The sequence below is a fragment of the Pedobacter sp. N36a genome (assembly GCF_014472395.1).
In the GTDB taxonomy this organism is placed as follows: domain Bacteria; phylum Bacteroidota; class Bacteroidia; order Sphingobacteriales; family Sphingobacteriaceae; genus Pedobacter.
Genome location: NZ_JACSZW010000008.1, coordinates 41,247 through 58,902, shown reverse-complemented (window position 1 = coordinate 58,902; position 17,656 = coordinate 41,247). Strand labels below are relative to the sequence as shown.

Below are 17,656 nucleotides of genomic sequence, written 5' to 3'. Positions count from 1 at the left end.
AGCTCACAATTACCATTCGTTTATCACAGTGTTAACTTCATGTTAAATGAGGTTTGGCTCAATATTTTAACCCGATTTTTTTGCATATAAAGTGCAATAACCAAATTGGGCCAATTAACAAAAACTTAACATCTTCTAAAAACGAAGGTTTTTTTCCTTCGATCTTATGGCCGATAAACTGGCCGATCCAGGAGCCTACAAAGATCACTGCGCAGACTAACCAAACTGCCGGTCCGCCGGCCAATTCCCATTTCTCTAACATCACAATAAAGAAAGACATCAGACAGATTAGCAGCAGCATCAGGTAAGACATGATCGGGGAAAGCTTATAGTAATAATACACCGAGAAAGCGATCAGGAAGGAGGCCCAGTTTACAAAACCATTGTACTTGCCAAGGAAGGCCAGATATGGAAAAGGAATCGCCCATACCAGACCCAGCAGACTAAAAACAATCAATGGTACACATATCCAATGGATCATTTCATTGGTATGATTTTGATGACTTTCTGCATATTTATCAAAAAGAACATCCACTTTGCTTTTCTCTACTGCTTTCGTCTTCATGTGTTTCTTCATTTTTTGTAGCGATCCGATATTAGATTTTTTAAAAATAAAGAAAGCGATGGATAATTCCACCGCTTTCGCTTTAAATATGAGTCAGCTTAATTACTTAAGCCTTAACGCTCAACTATTTCGCAAAAGAAACAGATCTGGTTTCCCTGATTACTGTGACTTTAATCTGACCTGGGTAAGTCATTTCTGTTTGAATGCGGTTAGAGATATCGGCTGCTAGCAGTTCTGCCTGCTGATCCGTTACTCTTTCACTTTCTACGACTACCCTTAGTTCTCTACCTGCCTGGATGGCGAAAGTTTTCTCTACACCAGGGTAAGAAAGCGCCAGTTCTTCCAGTTCTTTCAAACGCTTGATGTAACTTTCTACAACCTCACGACGAGCACCTGGACGCGCACCAGAGATGGCATCGCAAGCCTGAACGATTGGAGAAATCATAGAAGTCATCTCGATCTCGTCATGGTGAGCACCAATGGCATTACAAATTTCAGGATGTTCCTTATATTTTTCTGCCAACTGCATTCCTAAGATTGCGTGAGGCAATTCCGGGTTGTCATCAGGTACTTTACCTATATCGTGTAACAATCCGGCACGTTTCGCCATTTTAGCATTTAAGCCTAATTCAGCAGCCATCGTTGCACAGAAATTCGCTACCTCACGAGAGTGATGTAATAAGTTTTGTCCGTAAGAAGAACGGTAACGCATACGTCCTACCATTCTGATCAATTCCGGGTGTAAACCATGAATCTGTAAATCGATTACGGTACGTTCACCAATTTCTACGATCTCATCTTCAATTTGTTTCTTTGTTTTAGCTACCACCTCTTCAATACGTGCAGGGTGAATCCTGCCATCCGTTACTAAACGGTGTAAAGCCAAACGGGCAATCTCTCTTCTTACCGGGTCGAAACCTGATAAAATGATCGCTTCCGGAGTATCATCCACGATGATTTCAATTCCTGTAGCGGCTTCTAAAGCACGAATGTTACGTCCTTCTCTACCAATTACACGACCTTTAATCTCATCACTTTCAATATGGAAGATCGAAACTGTGTTTTCAATCGCTGCTTCTACTGCAGTACGCTGAATGGTTTGAATCACCACCTTTTTCGCTTCTTTCGTTGCAGTTAGTTTGGCTTCATCCACAATGTCCTTAACCTGAATCATCGCCTGCGTACGGGCTTCCTGCTTCATGTTTTCTACCAATTGGTTTTTCGCTTCTTCCGCACTTAAACCGGCAATGGTTTCCAGCTGTTTTACATGCTGATTTTTCAGCAAGTCTACTTCTTCCTGTTTTTTAATCGCTACATCAGTCTGTTTCTCCAGGTTCTTCTTCGTATTGTCCAGCTCCTGTTCCTTGCGGTTCATGTTTTCCAAACGCTGATTCACAGATTGTTCTTTCTGTTTCATTGCGTTTTCACGCTGATTGATCTGGTTGTTCTTTGTATTGACTTCCTGCTCATGCTCAGACTTCAACTGTAAAAATTTCTCTTTTGCTTCCAGTAGCTTGTCTTTCCTTAGAATTTCAGCCTTACTTTCTGCATCTTTAAGCATCTTTTTAACCTTGGTCTGTGCGGCAATCTCCTGGTTCTTCAGCAAGCTGCGCAGCAGGTATCTGCCTACTAAAACGCCAACAACTAAGCCGGCCAGTACATATCCAATTATTCCTACTATTTCCATTTTAATTCATCTGTATTTATATATTTCCCTTGTCCCGAGGGCAGAACAGCTCTTGGTGTTCATTTCCCATGCGACAACGTAAATTTTTTCTGTAAAAAAAACCGCAACTAAATCTTAAAGTCCCACGTATTAAAAACCTCAACGAGTTATAATTAGAATTTAGGTCATTTTCAGGTACATAAATGCAGATGAAATACACCCTCTTAATTCTATAAATATTGAAGTGTTAAGTTTTTAAAATTGTGAAACTCAAGATCTAGCTGCGGCTATATCGTTGTGCTAATCTTAACTCATATAAAGAACGATCCTATTTGGAGAAAAAATCATTTAATAAACTATCCAGTTCCTCTACCTTTTCAGCGACTACAGTATCCTGATCCTGGACTTTATTCTCTACCCTCAGTACTGCCGTTGCATAATGCAGCACTGCCATAGAAAGCAAATCCTGTTTATCCCTAACCGCATAATTTTCCTGATAGTCTTTTATGCGCTCATTGATAATCTTTGCTGCCCGCCTCACAATTTCTTCCTCTTCAGTATTTACCTTTAAAGGATAGATACGGTCGGAAATAGTTATTTTTATCGAGATTTCTCCCATTTCTTAGCTTTGTTTCACTTTTTCTGTTTTCCTTACTTCTTCAGTAAGACCACGCACTTATCTATTTCACGCACAAAATCGTTAATTTTTTGCTTTATATCAAGTGTCTTTTCACTTGTACCCTCAATACTCTTCGCTAATTTCAATACACGGAGCTTTTCTTCCAGGTCTGCGCGCTGAGTTTTAGCATTATCCAGTGCCCCTTTTACCGCTTGATTTTCCTGCTTTAATAAATCGTTTTCTTCCTGTAAGGCATTACAGAGCTCTATTACGCGAGCTGTTTTTTGCAATACGGAGTTTAATTGATCGGCAACCGAAGACATGTTATTAAAGTTTTTGTACTAATCTAAAAATTATTTAAAAGCAATAAATTATTTTCTTATTTCCGCTTTTGCTGTTTGCGCTAAGTTAGAAATAATCTTTTGCATCACCGCATCAATTTGCTTGTCGGTTAAGGTCTGCTCTTCATCTTGCAAAGTGAAGTTTAAGGCATAAGATTTCTTCCCTTCCGGTAAGCGGTCTCCAACGTATACATCGAACACCTGTACGCTCTTAATCAGCTTCTTCTCTGTCTTAAAAGCAATAGTTTTCAATTGATCGAAGGTCACATCCAGGTCTACCAACATCGATAAATCTCTCCTTACTGCAGGATATTTCGATACTTCCTTGTTCACAATCTTATTCTTTTTAATGATCTCTAACAGCAATGCCCAGTCAAAATCTGCGTAAAACACGTCTTTTTCCACATCAGCCGTTTTCTGATCAGCAGCAGTCACCGCACCAAAAGTAACGATCGCTTTATCGCCTCTGAAATACTTCAGCCCATAAGCGAAGTTTTCATCTTTTACCTCTTCCGATTGGTAATTGGTAATCCCCAGACGTCCGATTACTGCATCTACAGCTGCTTTTAAATTGTAGAAAGTTACTGGTGATGGCTTGTGATTCCATTGCTCTGATTGATTAGATCCAGACAATACGATCAGTAAACGCGGACGTTCTACATATTTCTCATTGATCAAATGATAAGTTTTACCGAATTCATAAAACTTAATATCAGTTGTTTTCCTGTTCAGGTTATAGGCTACACTTTCCAATGCAGGCATTAATAAGCCCTGACGCATCACGTTCAAATCTGAACTCAATGGGTTCAAAATATGAACCGCTTCTTCCGGTACTTTAGAATAAGCCCCTTTAGTTAGTGAGTTACACCAGATCTCTAAATAGCCGTTTGCAGTTAACATATCTGCAATTACATGCTGTGTTTGTTCTTTATTAGGTTTAGTACCGTAAGATAAAGAAGCATTCACTTTAGTTGGAATCTCAATATTATTGTAACCGAAGATTCTCAATACCTCTTCCGTTACATCGCATTCACGGGTCACATCTACTTTATAAGTTGGTACTTTTAGAGACAATCCTTCCGCAGTTTCTGCTGCGACTTCCATGTTCAATGAAGTAATGATGGCTTTGATCTCTTCATGAGGAATCTCTACACCGATCAGCTTATTGATGTTGTTGTAGTTTACTTCTACATCAAAAGCAGCAATTGGTGCTGGATAAATATCAGAAACAGTAGAAGAAATCTCTCCGCCTGCTAATTCCTGGATCAATAAAGCCGCACGTTTTAAAGCGTAAACGGTAATTTCAGGATCTGTACCACGCTCAAATCTGAAAGAGGCATCAGTCTTTAAACCATGTCTTTTTGAAGTCTTACGTACCGATTTAGCATCGAAATAAGCACTCTCCAGGAAGATATTTGTAGTCGTTTCGCTTACACCAGAGTTTTTACCGCCAAATACACCAGCGATACACATTGGCGCTTCCGCATTACAGATCATCAGATCCTCTGATGAAAGCTTGCGTTCTACGCCGTCAAGCGTTACAAAAGCGGTACCCTCGGTACATTTCTTCACGATAACTTTGCCACCAGTCAGTTGATCTGCATCAAAAGCATGTAAAGGCTGTCCTAATTCATGCAATACATAATTGGTGATGTCTACGATATTGTTGATCGGGCGAATGCCGATGACTTTTAATTTATCCTGTAACCAGTCTGGAGAAACTGTTACGGTTACTCCAGAGATAGAAACACTGCTGTATCTTGGACAAGCTTCACTATCTTCCACCGTTACCGGGATGCTTAGATTTTCATTTGCTGTTTTGAAAGCAGCAACATCTGGCATGGTGATCGGCAAACGTAAGTAAGCTGCTAAATCTCTTGCTACACCTAAATGAGAAGCTGCATCAGCGCGATTAGGCGTCAATCCAATTTCATACAAATAATCATCTTCCAGATTAAAATAGGCTTTCGCAGTAATCCCAACTTCGGTAGCTTCTGGAAGCACCATAATCCCATCATGAGAAACCCCCAATCCGATTTCATCTTCTGCACAGATCATTCCTTCAGAAACTTCGCCTCTGATCTTAGATTTGTTGATTTTGAAAGGCTCCCCTTCATTCGGATAAACGGTAGTTCCTACAGTAGCCACCACCACTTTCTGGCCCTCACCTACATTTGGCGCGCCGCATACCACTTGAATATTCGTTCCTGTCCCTACATCTACCGTAGTCACACGTAAACGATCGGCATTAGGATGTTGCACACAGCTGATGACCTGCCCAATCACCAATCCTTCTAAACCACCTGCAATCGGTTGTACGGTTTCCAGACTTTCTACTTCCAGCCCGATATTGGTCAGGATTAAGGAAAGTTCTTCAGGAGTTTTATCAGTTGTCAGAAATTGTGTCAGCCACTTGTATGATATCTTCATGTTATATGTTCGGTATAAAATGCAAAGATATAAAATAATGCCGTCGGTGTAAACCTCTTAGAAAGATAAACGGGCAATAATTGGTAAGTGGTCTGATGGATACCTTAAATTTTTACTGTCAGATAACACGCCAAACTTTTGCACCTTAAAACCTTTGTTCACAAAGATGTAATCAATCTTATCCTTTAAAGGGCTGTCGAACTTAAAGTTATTGAAAGTTCCTTCCGGTCCGTAAGCAGGCTCCGCCGAAGCCATCTTCGCATCAATAAGAAAAGATTTAATGGTGGCAATCGCTTCTGTTTCAGGAGTTACATTTAAATCTCCGGTTAACACTACCGGTAAGTTTGGTGCAATTTCCTGTATTTTTCTTTTGATGAGCTTAGCAGATTCAATCCTCGCCTGCACACCAATATGATCATAATGGGTATTGAACACCAGAAATTCTTTTTTATTGAGGCGATCGTACAGTCTTACCCAGGAACAAACCCGGTTTAGCACCGCATCCCATCCTTTAGAAGGCTTCTCTGGCGTTTCCGACAACCAGAAAGTCCCGCCATCTTTCCTCGTAAACCTGGATTTATCATAATAGATGGCAGAAAATTCCCCTTCACGCTTTCCGTCATCACGCCCTACTCCTTCCATCGCATAGTTTGTGTTTTCCAGCAGCTGCGCTACCTGTAAAGGCAAGGCCTCCTGCACGCATAAAATATCTGCATCGTGAAACCTCACTAAAGCTTTCACTTCATCTTTACGGTTTGGCCAGGCATTTACGCCATCAGAGGCTACATTTAAACGGATGTTATAGGACATTACATGGAACGGTTTTCCCGATTGCGCATAGGCTGTTGCCATCAGCAGCAGACAAGCTATACTGAGTTGGATGATTTTCTTCATGGCTGGCTAAATTAAGCCATCATCATTGAAACTAAAGAAGGATTTGTTTGTAATAATTAAGTGATCCAGCACCGGCAGGTCCAGTAACTTCCCTGCGGACACTAGTTTATTGGTGAGCTGAAGATCTTCAGGGCTGGGCTTTAGATTTCCCGAAGGATGGTTGTGTGCCAATACGATATAAGATGCCCCATGTTCCAGCGCAATCTTGTAAATTATTTTTGGATCGGCTACCGTTCCCGATAATCCACCCACACTGATTTGTAGTTTTGCCAGCACTTCATTGGCCCTGTTGAGTAATAAGATCCAAAACTCCTCATGGGTTAAATCTGTCAATACCGGGGAGAGTTCCCGGTAACAATCATGAGAACTGGTAATTTTCGGTAGGATAACCGTACTTGGTTTTCGCCTGCGGCCAAGTTCTAATGCGCTGATGATGGAGATCGCCCTCGCCTCGCCTATTCCACGAAACTTGCATAAATCCTGCACGCTCATCCTGCCTAAAGCATCCAGGTCATGATTGCAGGAAGCCAGAATACGCTTGCTTAAATCTACGGCAGATTCTTCCACATTCCCTGAAACGATAAATATTGCAACCAATTCGGCATCGGTCAAGTGCCTGCGCCCATGAAGGATGAGCTTCTCCCGGGGCCGATCTGCTTCTGCCCATTGCTTAATTCCTAATCTCGTTTCATAAATAGCCATAAACAAAAAAACGGGATATGCCATAAGCACATCCCGTCTATAATATTGTAAAGCTATGCTTATTTTAAGCCATTAACAAATTTAGTCAATTTAGATTTGTTGTTAGCTGCTTTATTCTTGTGAATAACATTTTTCTTAGCCAAACGATCTAACATAGAGATTACTTTCGGTAATAACTCTTTTCCTGTTTTTTGATCTTCAGCAGCACGTAACCTTTTGATAAAGGTACGAGTAGTTTTTGCCTGATATCTGTTACGTAAACGTTTAGTTGCGTTTGCTCTAATTCTTTTTAACGAAGATTTATGATTTGCCATTTTTCAATATTATAATATTCCTTTTAAAGCTTTCAAGAATATTGGGCACAAACCCAACCGCTACCAGCCTTTTGTTTTTCCTTTTTTTCGGACTGCAAATATAGAATTAATGTTTTTAATATGCAAAATGAACTCGTAAATATTTTCAATAAATCTTAATTATTGATTTATAATACTTTAGAAAGATAAGCTTATTTAAAAATTTCAATTCCTGATGAAGCATCCGCTGCGAGCATACCGAATACCATAAGGTGATTTTGCATACTGCGACAAAGGTAACAGAAAAAACGACATAAAGAGAAATTATCAGAAAAGGCGGAAATGAAGTGTAGATGTGACCGGGAAGAGACCTGCCCGACTTAAGATGGAGGAAGAGGTTCGGTTAGGGTCTGGATAACACAGACTAAGGCAACCCTACGCGAACCCTAACCAAAGCCCTTCCGTTCCCTATTATAAGGCCGACCACTTCCCGAACACTTCCCGAACACTTCCCCGCTTTTTTAGATCATTCCTACCATTAAAAAAACAAATCCCCCCCGCTCCTCTGCTACAAAAAGACAAAAAGCAACAAAAAGCTTCCAGTAAAGCCTTAAAATACTATTTTTGAAAAATATTATCCGCCTTTAAACAGGCAGAGCCCGCTTGATTTCTCTTAAAAAAAATGCACCTATGAAAAAACGCATCGCTATATTCGCTTCAGGCTCGGGTTCTAATGCCCAGAAATTAATGGAGCATTTTAAACACCATCCTGAAGCAGAAATCGCATTGGTACTGACCAACAATCCTGATGCTTACGTATTACAGCGTGCAGATAATTTTGAAATCCCTTCTCATATCTTTGACAGGAACGAATTTTACCATACTGAAAAAATCATTGGCTTACTGAAAAATCTGGAGATCGATTTAATTGTATTGGCTGGATTCTTATGGCTGATTCCAAAAAACCTGATTCATGAATACCCAGGACGTATTGTCAACATTCATCCTGCAATCCTGCCTAAATTTGGCGGAAAAGGTATGTATGGCGATCATGTACACCATGCAGTGATGGCAGCAAAAGAACCAGAAGGCGGCATTACCATTCATTATGTAGACGAAAACTACGATGAAGGTGAATACATTTACCAGGCAAAATACAAGATTGAAAAAGATGACAACCTGGAAATGATCAAATTTAAAGGACAGCAGCTGGAACACAACCACTATCCGCGCATCGTAGAATCGATCCTCAAAAAGATCAAAAAATAGCAGCAGATTCAGCAGGATTTCTTTCTAAACAACAGCTGAAAAAGAGCCAGATGATTAGAAAGATAATCTTCCTTTAATATACTGCAAATAAGCATTTGACATTAAAAGAAAAATGGGTACTTTTGCGGCTCAAAATTTTTCTCTAATGAGTCAATCGATAAAGATCAAAAACGCTTTAATTTCAGTTTATTACAAGGATGGTTTAGAACCTTTAGTTCGCCTGTTAGCTAAACAGGGTGTCCAGTTATTTTCAACTGGTGGCACCGAACAATTTATTAAAGACCTAAATCTGCCGGTTACAGCAGTGGAAGACCTTACAGGTTATCCTTCTATTTTAGGAGGCAGGGTAAAGACATTACACCCTAAAGTTTTCGGCGGTATCTTAAACAGAAGAGGCCTGGCTTCAGATCAGGAGCAGATCAATGAATATGAAATCCCTGAAATTGACCTGGTTATTGTAGATTTATACCCATTCGAAGAAACTTTAAAAGCTGGTGGTTCTGAAGAAGAAATCATTGAGAAAATTGACATCGGTGGTATCTCTCTGATCAGAGCAGCTGCTAAAAACTTCAATGACGTAGTGATCCTTGCTTCAAAAGACGACTACTCCACTTTACAACTTCAATTAGAAGAACAAGAAGGAACAACAACGATCGCTCAGCGTAAAGCTTATGCGAAAAAAGCTTTCCATACTTCTTCTCACTATGATACGGCCATCTTCAACTACTTCAATACAGAAGAGCCATTAAATGTATTTAAACAAAGTATCAATACTGCTCAGGTACTGAGATACGGTGAAAACCCTCATCAGCAAGGTGTGTTCTATGGTGATTTAAACGCTATGTTCACTAAATTGAATGGTAAAGAGCTTTCTTATAACAACCTGGTTGACGTAGATGCTGCTGTTGCTTTAATCGATGAATTCGAAGAGCCTACATTTGCCATCTTAAAACATACCAATGCTTGTGGTGTAGCTTCAAAAGCAACCATCAAAGAAGCATGGGATACCGCATTGGCTTGTGATCCGGTCAGTGCTTTCGGTGGTGTATTGATCGCTAACCGCGAAATCGACCTGGCAACTGCTGAAGAAATCAACAAATTATTCTTCGAAGTACTGATCGCCCCTGCTTACCAGCCGGAAGCTGTAGCACTTTTCCGCGCGAAAAAGAACAGAGTGATCTTACAGAGAAATGAAGTAGAATTGAGCAAAAAACAATTCAAAACTTTATTGAATGGTGTAATTGAACAAGATAAAGATCTGATCATCGAAAATGCAGATCAGATGACTACAGTAACGGAGAAAGCACCTACTGCTGAAGAACTTAAAGATCTTTTCTTTGCAAATAAAATCGTAAAACACACCAAATCTAATACCATTGTATTTGTAAAAAACAACCAATTGTTATCGAGTGGTGTAGGTCAAACTTCAAGGGTAGACGCTTTGAAACAAGCCATCGTAAAAGCAAATGCATTCAACTTCCCATTGGAAGGTTCAGTAATGGCATCTGATGCGTTCTTCCCTTTCCCGGATTGTGTAGAAATCGCAGCTGAAGCAGGCATTACTGCAGTTTTACAACCAGGTGGTTCAATTAAAGATGCCGACTCGATCAATATGGCAAATGAGAAAGGCATCGCAATGGTTACCACGGGTATTAGACATTTTAAACACTAATTTATTTAACTGCGAATACAATAAAAAGACGTAGTTTTACATTACTATAGTATACAGAATTTTTAATACTTAAATTATCACCTAATAAATGGGTTTATTTAATTGGTTTACACAAGAGGTAGCTATCGATTTAGGTACGGCTAACACTCTAATCATACATAATGACAAAGTAGTAGTGGATGAGCCATCCATTGTTGCTTTCGACAGACAAACAAATAAAATCATCGCTATTGGCCGTCAGGCCATGCAAATGGAGGGAAAGACGCACGATAATATTCGTACAGTAAGACCGCTTAAAGATGGTGTAATTGCCGATTTCAATGCCGCAGAAGCGATGATCAAAGGAATGATCCGCATGCTGAATGGTGGTAAAGGATGGATGTTCCCTTCGTTAAGAATGGTGATTTGTATCCCTTCCGGTATCACTGAGGTAGAGAAACGTGCAGTAAGAGATTCAGCGGAAATCGCAGGCGCAAAAGAAGTTTACCTGATTCATGAGCCTATGGCAGCTGCTGTAGGGATCGGAATCGACGTAGAAGAGCCGATGGGTAATATGATCATCGATATAGGTGGTGGTACTACTGAGATCGCGGTAATCGCGTTATCAGGTATCGTATGTGACCAGTCGATCCGTGTTGCAGGAGATAACTTTGATTCTGACATCGTGAATTACATCCGTCGTCAGCACAACATTATGATCGGAGATCGTACTGCCGAAAAAATCAAAATTGAAGTAGGTGCGGCATTGCCGGAATTGACTGATCCACCTGCAGACTTCGCTGTTCAAGGTAGAGATTTAATGACAGGTGTACCAAAACAAATCACCGTTTCTTACACTGAAATCGCACATTGCCTGGACAAATCTATTTCGAAAATTGAAGAAGCAATTCTTAAAGCATTAGAGATCACTCCTCCGGAGCTTTCTGCCGATATTTATCAGACTGGTATTTACCTGACTGGTGGGGGTGCCCTATTACGCGGTTTAGATAAACGTGTAGCAGCAAAAACCAAACTTCCAGTACACGTTGCCGAAGATCCACTTCGTGCAGTAGTACGTGGGACAGGTATCGCCCTGAAAAATATTGGTGGTTATAAATTCTTAATGCAATAAAAGTAGCCTGAGTTTAAGTTTTAAGCATTTCCCGGCTGATCAGGCCTTTTGGCAAACTTAAAGCTTAAACTCAGTTTACAAAAACTAAAACCCCGAATCGAAAAGTATGCGTAACCTTTGGATTTTTATAAACAGATACAACGCATTTTTCTTTTTTATCATTTTCTTTACTATCGGAATTTACCTGACAGTAAGCAATAACTCCTATCAGCGCAGTGTAACCGTTAACTCCACTAATGAAGTAGTCGGTACCGCTTATAAAAACCTGAATGTATTAAAAAAATACATCAATCTAGGGGATGTAAATGATAGCTTGGCAGCAGAAAATGCGAAGCTAAAAACAGAACTTCTTGCACTCAACAGTATCGACAGTGCCAAAAATGTGGTCGTTAAAGACACGCTCAACAAAAGTCAATACACATATCTCTCAGCAAGGGTCATCAAAAATTCGATTGCGCTAAGGAATAACATCATCACCATTAACCGCGGTTCTGCCGATGGTATTCAAAGTGGTATGGCTGTTATTTCTGCAGGAAAAGGTGTAGTGGGCTATATCAGAGATGTTTCAGAACACCTGGCCACCATTGAATCTCTACTGCATAAAGACACCAAAGTGAGTGTCACCTTAAAGAAGAACAATGCAATGGGGACCTTAGTATGGGGAACCAAGAATTTTGACTATAGAAAGGCCTATATCAAAGATGTGCCTAATCACTTCAAGATTGCCTTAAAAGATACGGTCGTGACCTCCAGTTACTCCCATTTCCCTCCAGGCATCCTAGTTGGTAGAGTGAGCAATACCGGCATCTCCACAGGGGATAATTTCATGACGATCGAAATCGATCTTTTCAATGATTTTAGTACCTTACAATATGTTTATGTCATTAAAGACAAATTAGCACAAGAACAGAAAGCTTTAGAATTAAAATTGCCAAATGAACAGTAAAATAATATTGGTAAACATCTTCAGATGGTTCTTACTACTTTTTATTCAGATCTTACTTCTTAGAAACCTGAGCTTTTACAGCCTGGCCACTCCCTTTGTTTACATACTTTTTTTACTCTTACTGCCCTTTAAAACACCAAACCTGCTATTATACCTGATTGCTTTTGCAACCGGTTTAACCATGGATGCGTTTTATGATACTTTGGGCGTACATACCACTGCCTGTGTGACCCTGGTATTTGTCAGGATATCCTTTATTGCATTGACCGTAAACAAAGACAATTTTGACGAACCGGAGCCTACGCTCGGAAATATGGGTTTCAAATGGTTCAGCATTTATGCCACCCTTTGTACTTTTGCTCATCACCTGGTGCTCTTTTTCCTGGAAACATTCCGCTTAACAGAGTTCTCTTACACCCTATTGAGGTGTCTTTTGAGTGGTATATTTACATTATTTTTAATTATACTCATAGAATTCATGTTCTATAACAGGAAGGCACGCTAATGGATAATCTGTTTAACCGTAAATATATTATTCAGGGCTTATTTATACTGGTTGCCTTAATCCTGGTCGGTACGCTGTTTTATATTCAGGTGGCCAGCGATAAGTACTTCCTTTCTGCCGAAAGTAACGTACTGCGTAAGATCTATACCTTCCCAGCCAGAGGGGTAATTCTCGATAGAAATGAAAAAGTGTTGGTTCAAAATGAGCCGGTATATGACCTGATGGTGATCCCAAATCAGGTGAAAGAATTTGATACACTATCGCTGATCAACATCATTGGCATCGACATGAAACGCTTTAAGAAGAGTTTCAACAGAGCGACTGTCCAATCCAGATACCAGCCTAGTATTTTTGAAAAACAACTTTCCGTACAGGTTTATGCTGCCTTATCTGAGCAGCTTGCTCGTTTTCCAGGCTTCTTTGTGCAAAGCAGAACGGTGAGGTATTATCCCGATAGTCTCGCAGGTCATTTCTTTGGCTATGTAAAAGAAGTGTCCAAGAAAGATATAGAAATGAGCGAGGGCTATTACCGTCCTGGTGATTATATTGGAAAAGCAGGTGTCGAAAAGCAATATAACGATGTGCTTCGTGGTGAAAAAGGGATCATCAACATGCTGTATGATGCCCGAAATGTACCGAAAGGCAGTTATGCCGAGGGGAAATTTGATACACTTGCCAGATCCGGAGAAAAAGTAATTTCTTCCCTGGACTTCCGCATTCAGAAGCTGGGCGAAGAGCTGATGAAAAATAAAGTGGGCAGTATTGTAGCCATTGAACCTGCAACAGGAGAAATTCTTGCTTTTGTAAGTAGCCCAGGTTACGATCCCAATCTCATGGTGGGCCGTCAGCAGGGTAATAATTACATGGACCTGATCAATCAGGAGAAAAATCCAAACCGCGTGTTGACCGTGCGTCCGATTCAGGGTTATTATTCCCCAGGGTCTTCGTTCAAGCCACTGGATGCCTTATTGGGCTTACAGGAAGGTGTCATAGATCCAAATACTACCTTTAACTGTCCAGGTTATTATATGGCTGGAAACCATAAGGTAAAATGTGAGCACGTAGACGGAAATATCAGTCTGCGGAAAGGTTTGGCCAGATCTTGTAATACTTACGCACTCTATGTGTTTCAAAAACTCATCACGCAGAAGAAATTCAAAAACCAGCAGATCGCCTACGATGAATGGCAGAAGCGGGTAAGGAAATTTGGGCTTGGCGAAAAACTAGGAGTAGATCTTCCATCAGAACGTCCAGGAAATTTATATACTGCTGAGCATTACAATAAGAAATACGGCAATCGCTGGAGATATACCACGGTGATTTCCTTAGGAATTGGACAAGGAGAAATGGATGCTACGCCATTACAGATGGCCAACATCATGGCCATTATTGCGAACAGAGGTTATTATGTAAAACCCCACCTGATTAAAGCGATCGGTGAGAATAAAGTGATCAAAAAAGAATATGCCCGAAAAAACTATGTGGATGTGGATGCCCGACACTTTGAACCCGTTATTGACGGGATGCAGGATGCGGTAAATGCACCATGGGGTACTGCCAGACAATCCGCAATTGAAAACATTATCATGTGTGGTAAAACAGGAACAGTACAAAACCCACGTGGAAAAAACCACTCGGTATTTATTGGTTTTGCGCCCCGCGACAATCCAAAGATTGCCATCGCGGTAGTGGTAGAAAATGCAGGTTTCGGAAGTACGTATGCTGCTCCTATTGCCAGTTATATCGCAGAAAAATACTTAAAAGATAGCCTTTCGGTAAATAAAAAAGCTGGTGCAGAATGGATGAAAAAACAAGTCATCTTACCTGTGCCGAAAAAACCGAAACTAAAAGCGAAGCCATTGCTGACTGATTCTTTGAAAAAAGACTCTACTCAAAAGTCTCTGGCCCCTGCAAAGGTCCTAACTGCTCCAGCCTCTGGTGCAGCAACAGCTACAGCACCCGCAAAAGCGGCAATCGTACCCGTAAAACCAGTAGGTATACCTGCAAAAACAACAAATAGTAAACCCATTTCACAAACACCATAAATGACAACACAGCAAGGCAACCGTTTCTTTTTCAATGTAGACTGGATTACCATCCTGCTTTACGTCGCCTTGTGTACCATTGGGTTTGTAAATATTTACGCTTCGATTTTTAATGGCGTGGAGTCTAACGATTTTAGCTTTGCCGCCAAATACGGGAAGCAACTGATCTATATCATTACCGGATTGATTCTTGGATTTTCCATCTTATTACTGGATGCCAAATTCTTCAGTGTCTTCTCGCCCATTGTGTATGGGCTCACGATGCTCCTCCTCATTGCCGTACTCGTTGTAGGAAGAAAAGTAGCCGGAAACCAGGCCTGGATCCCTTTGGGAAGCTTTAGACTCCAGCCCTCTGAACTGGCAAAATTCGGTACCGCCTTGCTCCTGGCAAGGTATGTGAGCTCTTTTAATCCCAAATTCAGGGATATCAAATCTATATTTTTCGCTGCTGTGATCGTAGGGATTCCACTGTTTTTGATTATGCTTCAACCGGATACAGGGTCAGCATTGGTGTTTTTATCCTTTATGTTTCCATTGTACAGAGAAGGACTATCAGGCTATTTCTTATTGATCTTTTTAGGAATGATCGTGCTGTTTATCGCAGATTTCCTAGTTCCCTCGGAGATATTAATCCCGCTCATCCTCGCCATAGGTGGTCTGTTTATCTATCAGAATAGAAGAAAACACAAGGTCATGATCTCCTGTATCATCGTCACAGTGGTGGCAGTTGGTTACTTGTTTCTGGTAAAATTCGCATATGAAAAGGTGTTAGAGCCTCACCAGCGCACAAGGATTGAAATCCTGCTGGGCCTTAAAACAGACCCTAAAGGAGCTGGATATAATGTCATTCAATCGAAGATTGCCATTGGTTCCGGGCAGTTAACCGGAAGAGGGTTTTTGGAAGGTACACAAACGAAATATGGTTATGTACCTGAGCAAAGTACTGACTTCATTTTCTCCACCATTGGTGAAGAATGGGGTTTTGTAGGCTGCTTTACGGTGGTTGCATTGTACATCTTTATGCTCCTTCGGATCATCAATCTCGCCGAGCGACAGCGTTCTACCTTTTCCAGGGTGTACGGCTATTGCGTGGCCAGTATTCTCTTTTTCCACGTTTTCATTAACATAGGAATGACCATTGGGATCATTCCCGTAATTGGAATTCCTTTACCTTTTATCAGCTACGGTGGGTCCTCACTTTGGAGTTTCACTGTATTGCTGTTTATCTTCTTAAAACTGGACTCTAACCGGATGGGCTTTATTTAACAGGAAAGCGCTGTTTTAACAGTTCATAAAACTTAGTTACCGTTGCTGATTTTGCCGCCCAGTTGTTCTTTTCTGCATAGTTATTTTGCAGAAAGGTATCCGCAGTTTTAAAGTCAGCCATCTTATTCAATAAATCTATCACTTCTGCATAAGCCAGGTTGTAACCGTTAAACAGGTCTTTAATGTACAGCATTTTATCGTTTAGATTGATGCCCTGCTTCAAATCACTTAAGGTGTTTTTATTTGAATCAGTATTGTTCGTAGCAGAATTTGTTCCCAACTGACTTGCCAATCGCTCATTTAAAGACATTGGTTTAGCTGGAGCTTCTTCAGGGCTTTCGGTTTTAATTGGGCTTAATGGAGTATTTTGCGCTACAGGAGCTGGTCTTTCTACAGTTGGAACGATAGGCGCTACGAAAATCGTTTCTGAAACAATCCTTTCTGTAAAGATCTTTTCTGCGATTGGATCAGGCTGCAATTGGGTATGCGCAGGAGGAACAACATCTTCTTCTTTGGCTACCAAAAATGGCTCAGGACCCATCTCGTCCTCGTTGTTAGCCGCTACTGATGCCTGATGCGGTGCTTCCTGCTCTTTTAACTTTTTCTTTTCGGCAATGATGCGTGCTTCTTCTTCAGTCAGAGGACGGTCGAAAATCGCATCTACAGATTTCTCTTCGAAGTCGAATTTATCGGTAGCCCCAAGGTCTTTCAGGATGAACTCAAAGCTTGACGGTTCTTTATCCAGCTGGAAGGACTCTTTTTCAGTCGCAGATTCCGTAAAGAATTCGTTGGAATATGTTGGTGTTTCCGCAATTACAGGAGGAACAAATGTTGGAAGTTCTGGTGCTGGAATCGGTGTTATTTCTTCTTCTTTGTGGTCATATACGCCAGTTACTGGAACTTCTGTTGCGGATTCCTGTGCTGAAGCTATAGTCGTGTTTTCCACGATTACATTTTTCTCAGGGCTCTCCGAATGCGCTTGAAGTTTTGATGGCTGATCCCAGGTCACCTGATTTTCCGCATTTGCAGTTTCAGAAACAGCATCCTGGCTGGCTTGTGCTGGAATTTCCTTTACAATTTTCGCGGAGTTTAATTTCCTGACAATCTGAACATGATCGGACAAAAAGCTGGCATTTGCCATAAACAATTCCAGCTCTAACTCATTTAATTGCTGCTGGTTTCTCGCCAGATAGGCATATTGATCTTGAAGTTCTTCTAAAATCAATCCTATCTTTCTAAAAATATCTTCTTGGTTCATCATAGGCTTAATAACGACAGATTTGATGTTTTATGTTGGTAACTTGCTACTCAAAAGTACTACAAAATTTCGAT

16 protein-coding genes are annotated in these 17,656 nt (G+C 40.7%); 7 read left to right on the top strand and 9 right to left on the bottom strand.

Features of this window, described 5'->3' with window-relative positions:
• Positions 1-58 precede the first annotated feature (58 nt).
• The 8 genes from H9X96_RS16285 to rpsT all read right to left on the bottom strand — a co-directional run bounded on the left by H9X96_RS16285 (position 59) and on the right by rpsT (position 7,531).
• Positions 59-565 carry a DUF962 domain-containing protein gene (locus tag H9X96_RS16285; RefSeq protein WP_187667319.1) on the bottom strand — a complete coding sequence of 169 codons (507 nt, stop codon included), beginning with the start codon at positions 563-565 and terminating at the stop codon, positions 59-61.
• 124 nt (positions 566-689) lie between these two features.
• A complete protein-coding gene (rny, locus tag H9X96_RS16280; RefSeq protein ID WP_187667318.1) occupies positions 690-2,252 on the bottom strand; it encodes a ribonuclease Y in 1,563 nt (520 codons plus the stop codon).
• A gap of 307 nt (positions 2,253-2,559) precedes the next feature.
• Positions 2,560-2,850, bottom strand: coding sequence for a cell division protein ZapA (locus tag H9X96_RS16275; RefSeq protein WP_062550307.1), 291 nt, complete (start codon positions 2,848-2,850; stop codon positions 2,560-2,562).
• 32 nt (positions 2,851-2,882) lie between these two features.
• Positions 2,883-3,173 carry a hypothetical protein gene (locus tag H9X96_RS16270; RefSeq protein WP_187667317.1) on the bottom strand — a complete coding sequence of 97 codons (291 nt, stop codon included), beginning with the start codon at positions 3,171-3,173 and terminating at the stop codon, positions 2,883-2,885.
• A 48-nt stretch (positions 3,174-3,221) separates the two neighbouring features.
• Positions 3,222-5,621, bottom strand: coding sequence for a phenylalanine--tRNA ligase subunit beta (pheT, locus tag H9X96_RS16265; RefSeq protein ID WP_187667316.1), 2,400 nt, complete (start codon positions 5,619-5,621; stop codon positions 3,222-3,224).
• 57 nt (positions 5,622-5,678) lie between these two features.
• Positions 5,679-6,515: an endonuclease/exonuclease/phosphatase family protein gene (locus tag H9X96_RS16260; protein ID WP_187667315.1), complete on the bottom strand. Its 837-nt coding sequence runs from the start codon at positions 6,513-6,515 to the stop codon at positions 5,679-5,681.
• A 6-nt stretch (positions 6,516-6,521) separates the two neighbouring features.
• The gene (gene radC / locus H9X96_RS16255; RefSeq protein WP_187667314.1) at positions 6,522-7,217 is read right to left on the bottom strand and encodes a DNA repair protein RadC; all 696 of its coding nucleotides are present in this window, start codon (positions 7,215-7,217) and stop codon (positions 6,522-6,524) included.
• 59 nt (positions 7,218-7,276) lie between these two features.
• Positions 7,277-7,531, bottom strand: a complete 255-nt coding sequence (gene rpsT, locus H9X96_RS16250; protein WP_062550312.1) for a 30S ribosomal protein S20 — start codon at positions 7,529-7,531, stop codon at positions 7,277-7,279.
• 669 nt (positions 7,532-8,200) lie between these two features.
• Between rpsT and purN the strand changes: the two genes are divergently transcribed.
• The 7 genes from purN (at position 8,201) to rodA (ending at position 16,324) form a co-directional block, all read left to right on the top strand.
• Entirely contained in the window at positions 8,201-8,779 is a 579-nt protein-coding gene (gene purN / locus H9X96_RS16245; protein ID WP_187667313.1) for a phosphoribosylglycinamide formyltransferase, read from the top strand.
• Positions 8,780-8,924: 145 nt separating this feature from the next.
• A complete protein-coding gene (gene purH, locus H9X96_RS16240; protein WP_187667312.1) occupies positions 8,925-10,451 on the top strand; it encodes a bifunctional phosphoribosylaminoimidazolecarboxamide formyltransferase/IMP cyclohydrolase in 1,527 nt (508 codons plus the stop codon).
• An 88-nt stretch (positions 10,452-10,539) separates the two neighbouring features.
• Complete coding sequence (locus tag H9X96_RS16235; RefSeq protein WP_008246482.1) at positions 10,540-11,562, top strand: rod shape-determining protein; 1,023 nt, start codon at positions 10,540-10,542, stop codon at positions 11,560-11,562.
• A gap of 106 nt (positions 11,563-11,668) precedes the next feature.
• Positions 11,669-12,508, top strand: a complete 840-nt coding sequence (gene mreC / locus H9X96_RS16230) for a rod shape-determining protein MreC (RefSeq protein ID WP_187667311.1) — start codon at positions 11,669-11,671, stop codon at positions 12,506-12,508.
• Positions 12,498-13,013: a rod shape-determining protein MreD gene (locus H9X96_RS16225; protein WP_187667310.1), complete on the top strand. Its 516-nt coding sequence runs from the start codon at positions 12,498-12,500 to the stop codon at positions 13,011-13,013. Before mreC ends, H9X96_RS16225 begins: the two co-directional genes overlap by 11 nt.
• Positions 13,013-15,058 carry a penicillin-binding protein 2 gene (mrdA, locus tag H9X96_RS16220; protein ID WP_187667309.1) on the top strand — a complete coding sequence of 682 codons (2,046 nt, stop codon included), beginning with the start codon at positions 13,013-13,015 and terminating at the stop codon, positions 15,056-15,058. The genes H9X96_RS16225 and mrdA overlap by 1 nt, the downstream gene beginning before the upstream one ends.
• Positions 15,059-16,324: a rod shape-determining protein RodA gene (gene rodA, locus H9X96_RS16215; RefSeq protein ID WP_187667308.1), complete on the top strand. Its 1,266-nt coding sequence runs from the start codon at positions 15,059-15,061 to the stop codon at positions 16,322-16,324.
• On the opposite strand, the gene H9X96_RS16210 is transcribed toward rodA, so the two are convergent.
• Positions 16,317-17,585: a hypothetical protein gene (locus H9X96_RS16210; RefSeq protein WP_187667307.1), complete on the bottom strand. Its 1,269-nt coding sequence runs from the start codon at positions 17,583-17,585 to the stop codon at positions 16,317-16,319. The two genes, rodA and H9X96_RS16210, sit on opposite strands and share 8 nt — an antisense overlap.
• Between the last annotated feature and the right edge of the window lie 71 nt (positions 17,586-17,656).

Coding starts and splice junctions, on each gene's coding strand:
- pheT (WP_187667316.1), bottom strand. CDS start 5,621: ATGAAGATATCATACAAGTGGCTGACACAATTTCTGACAACTGATAAA.
- H9X96_RS16225 (WP_187667310.1), top strand. CDS start 12,498: ATGAACAGTAAAATAATATTGGTAAACATCTTCAGATGGTTCTTACTA.
- rodA (WP_187667308.1), top strand. CDS start 15,059: ATGACAACACAGCAAGGCAACCGTTTCTTTTTCAATGTAGACTGGATT.
- H9X96_RS16275 (WP_062550307.1), bottom strand. CDS start 2,850: ATGGGAGAAATCTCGATAAAAATAACTATTTCCGACCGTATCTATCCT.
- mreC (WP_187667311.1), top strand. CDS start 11,669: ATGCGTAACCTTTGGATTTTTATAAACAGATACAACGCATTTTTCTTT.
- H9X96_RS16285 (WP_187667319.1), bottom strand. CDS start 565: ATGAAGACGAAAGCAGTAGAGAAAAGCAAAGTGGATGTTCTTTTTGAT.
- H9X96_RS16270 (WP_187667317.1), bottom strand. CDS start 3,173: ATGTCTTCGGTTGCCGATCAATTAAACTCCGTATTGCAAAAAACAGCT.
- rpsT (WP_062550312.1), bottom strand. CDS start 7,531: ATGGCAAATCATAAATCTTCGTTAAAAAGAATTAGAGCAAACGCAACT.
- mrdA (WP_187667309.1), top strand. CDS start 13,013: ATGGATAATCTGTTTAACCGTAAATATATTATTCAGGGCTTATTTATA.
- H9X96_RS16260 (WP_187667315.1), bottom strand. CDS start 6,515: ATGAAGAAAATCATCCAACTCAGTATAGCTTGTCTGCTGCTGATGGCA.
- radC (WP_187667314.1), bottom strand. CDS start 7,217: ATGGCTATTTATGAAACGAGATTAGGAATTAAGCAATGGGCAGAAGCA.
- purN (WP_187667313.1), top strand. CDS start 8,201: ATGAAAAAACGCATCGCTATATTCGCTTCAGGCTCGGGTTCTAATGCC.
- rny (WP_187667318.1), bottom strand. CDS start 2,252: ATGGAAATAGTAGGAATAATTGGATATGTACTGGCCGGCTTAGTTGTT.
- H9X96_RS16235 (WP_008246482.1), top strand. CDS start 10,540: ATGGGTTTATTTAATTGGTTTACACAAGAGGTAGCTATCGATTTAGGT.
- purH (WP_187667312.1), top strand. CDS start 8,925: ATGAGTCAATCGATAAAGATCAAAAACGCTTTAATTTCAGTTTATTAC.
- H9X96_RS16210 (WP_187667307.1), bottom strand. CDS start 17,585: ATGATGAACCAAGAAGATATTTTTAGAAAGATAGGATTGATTTTAGAA.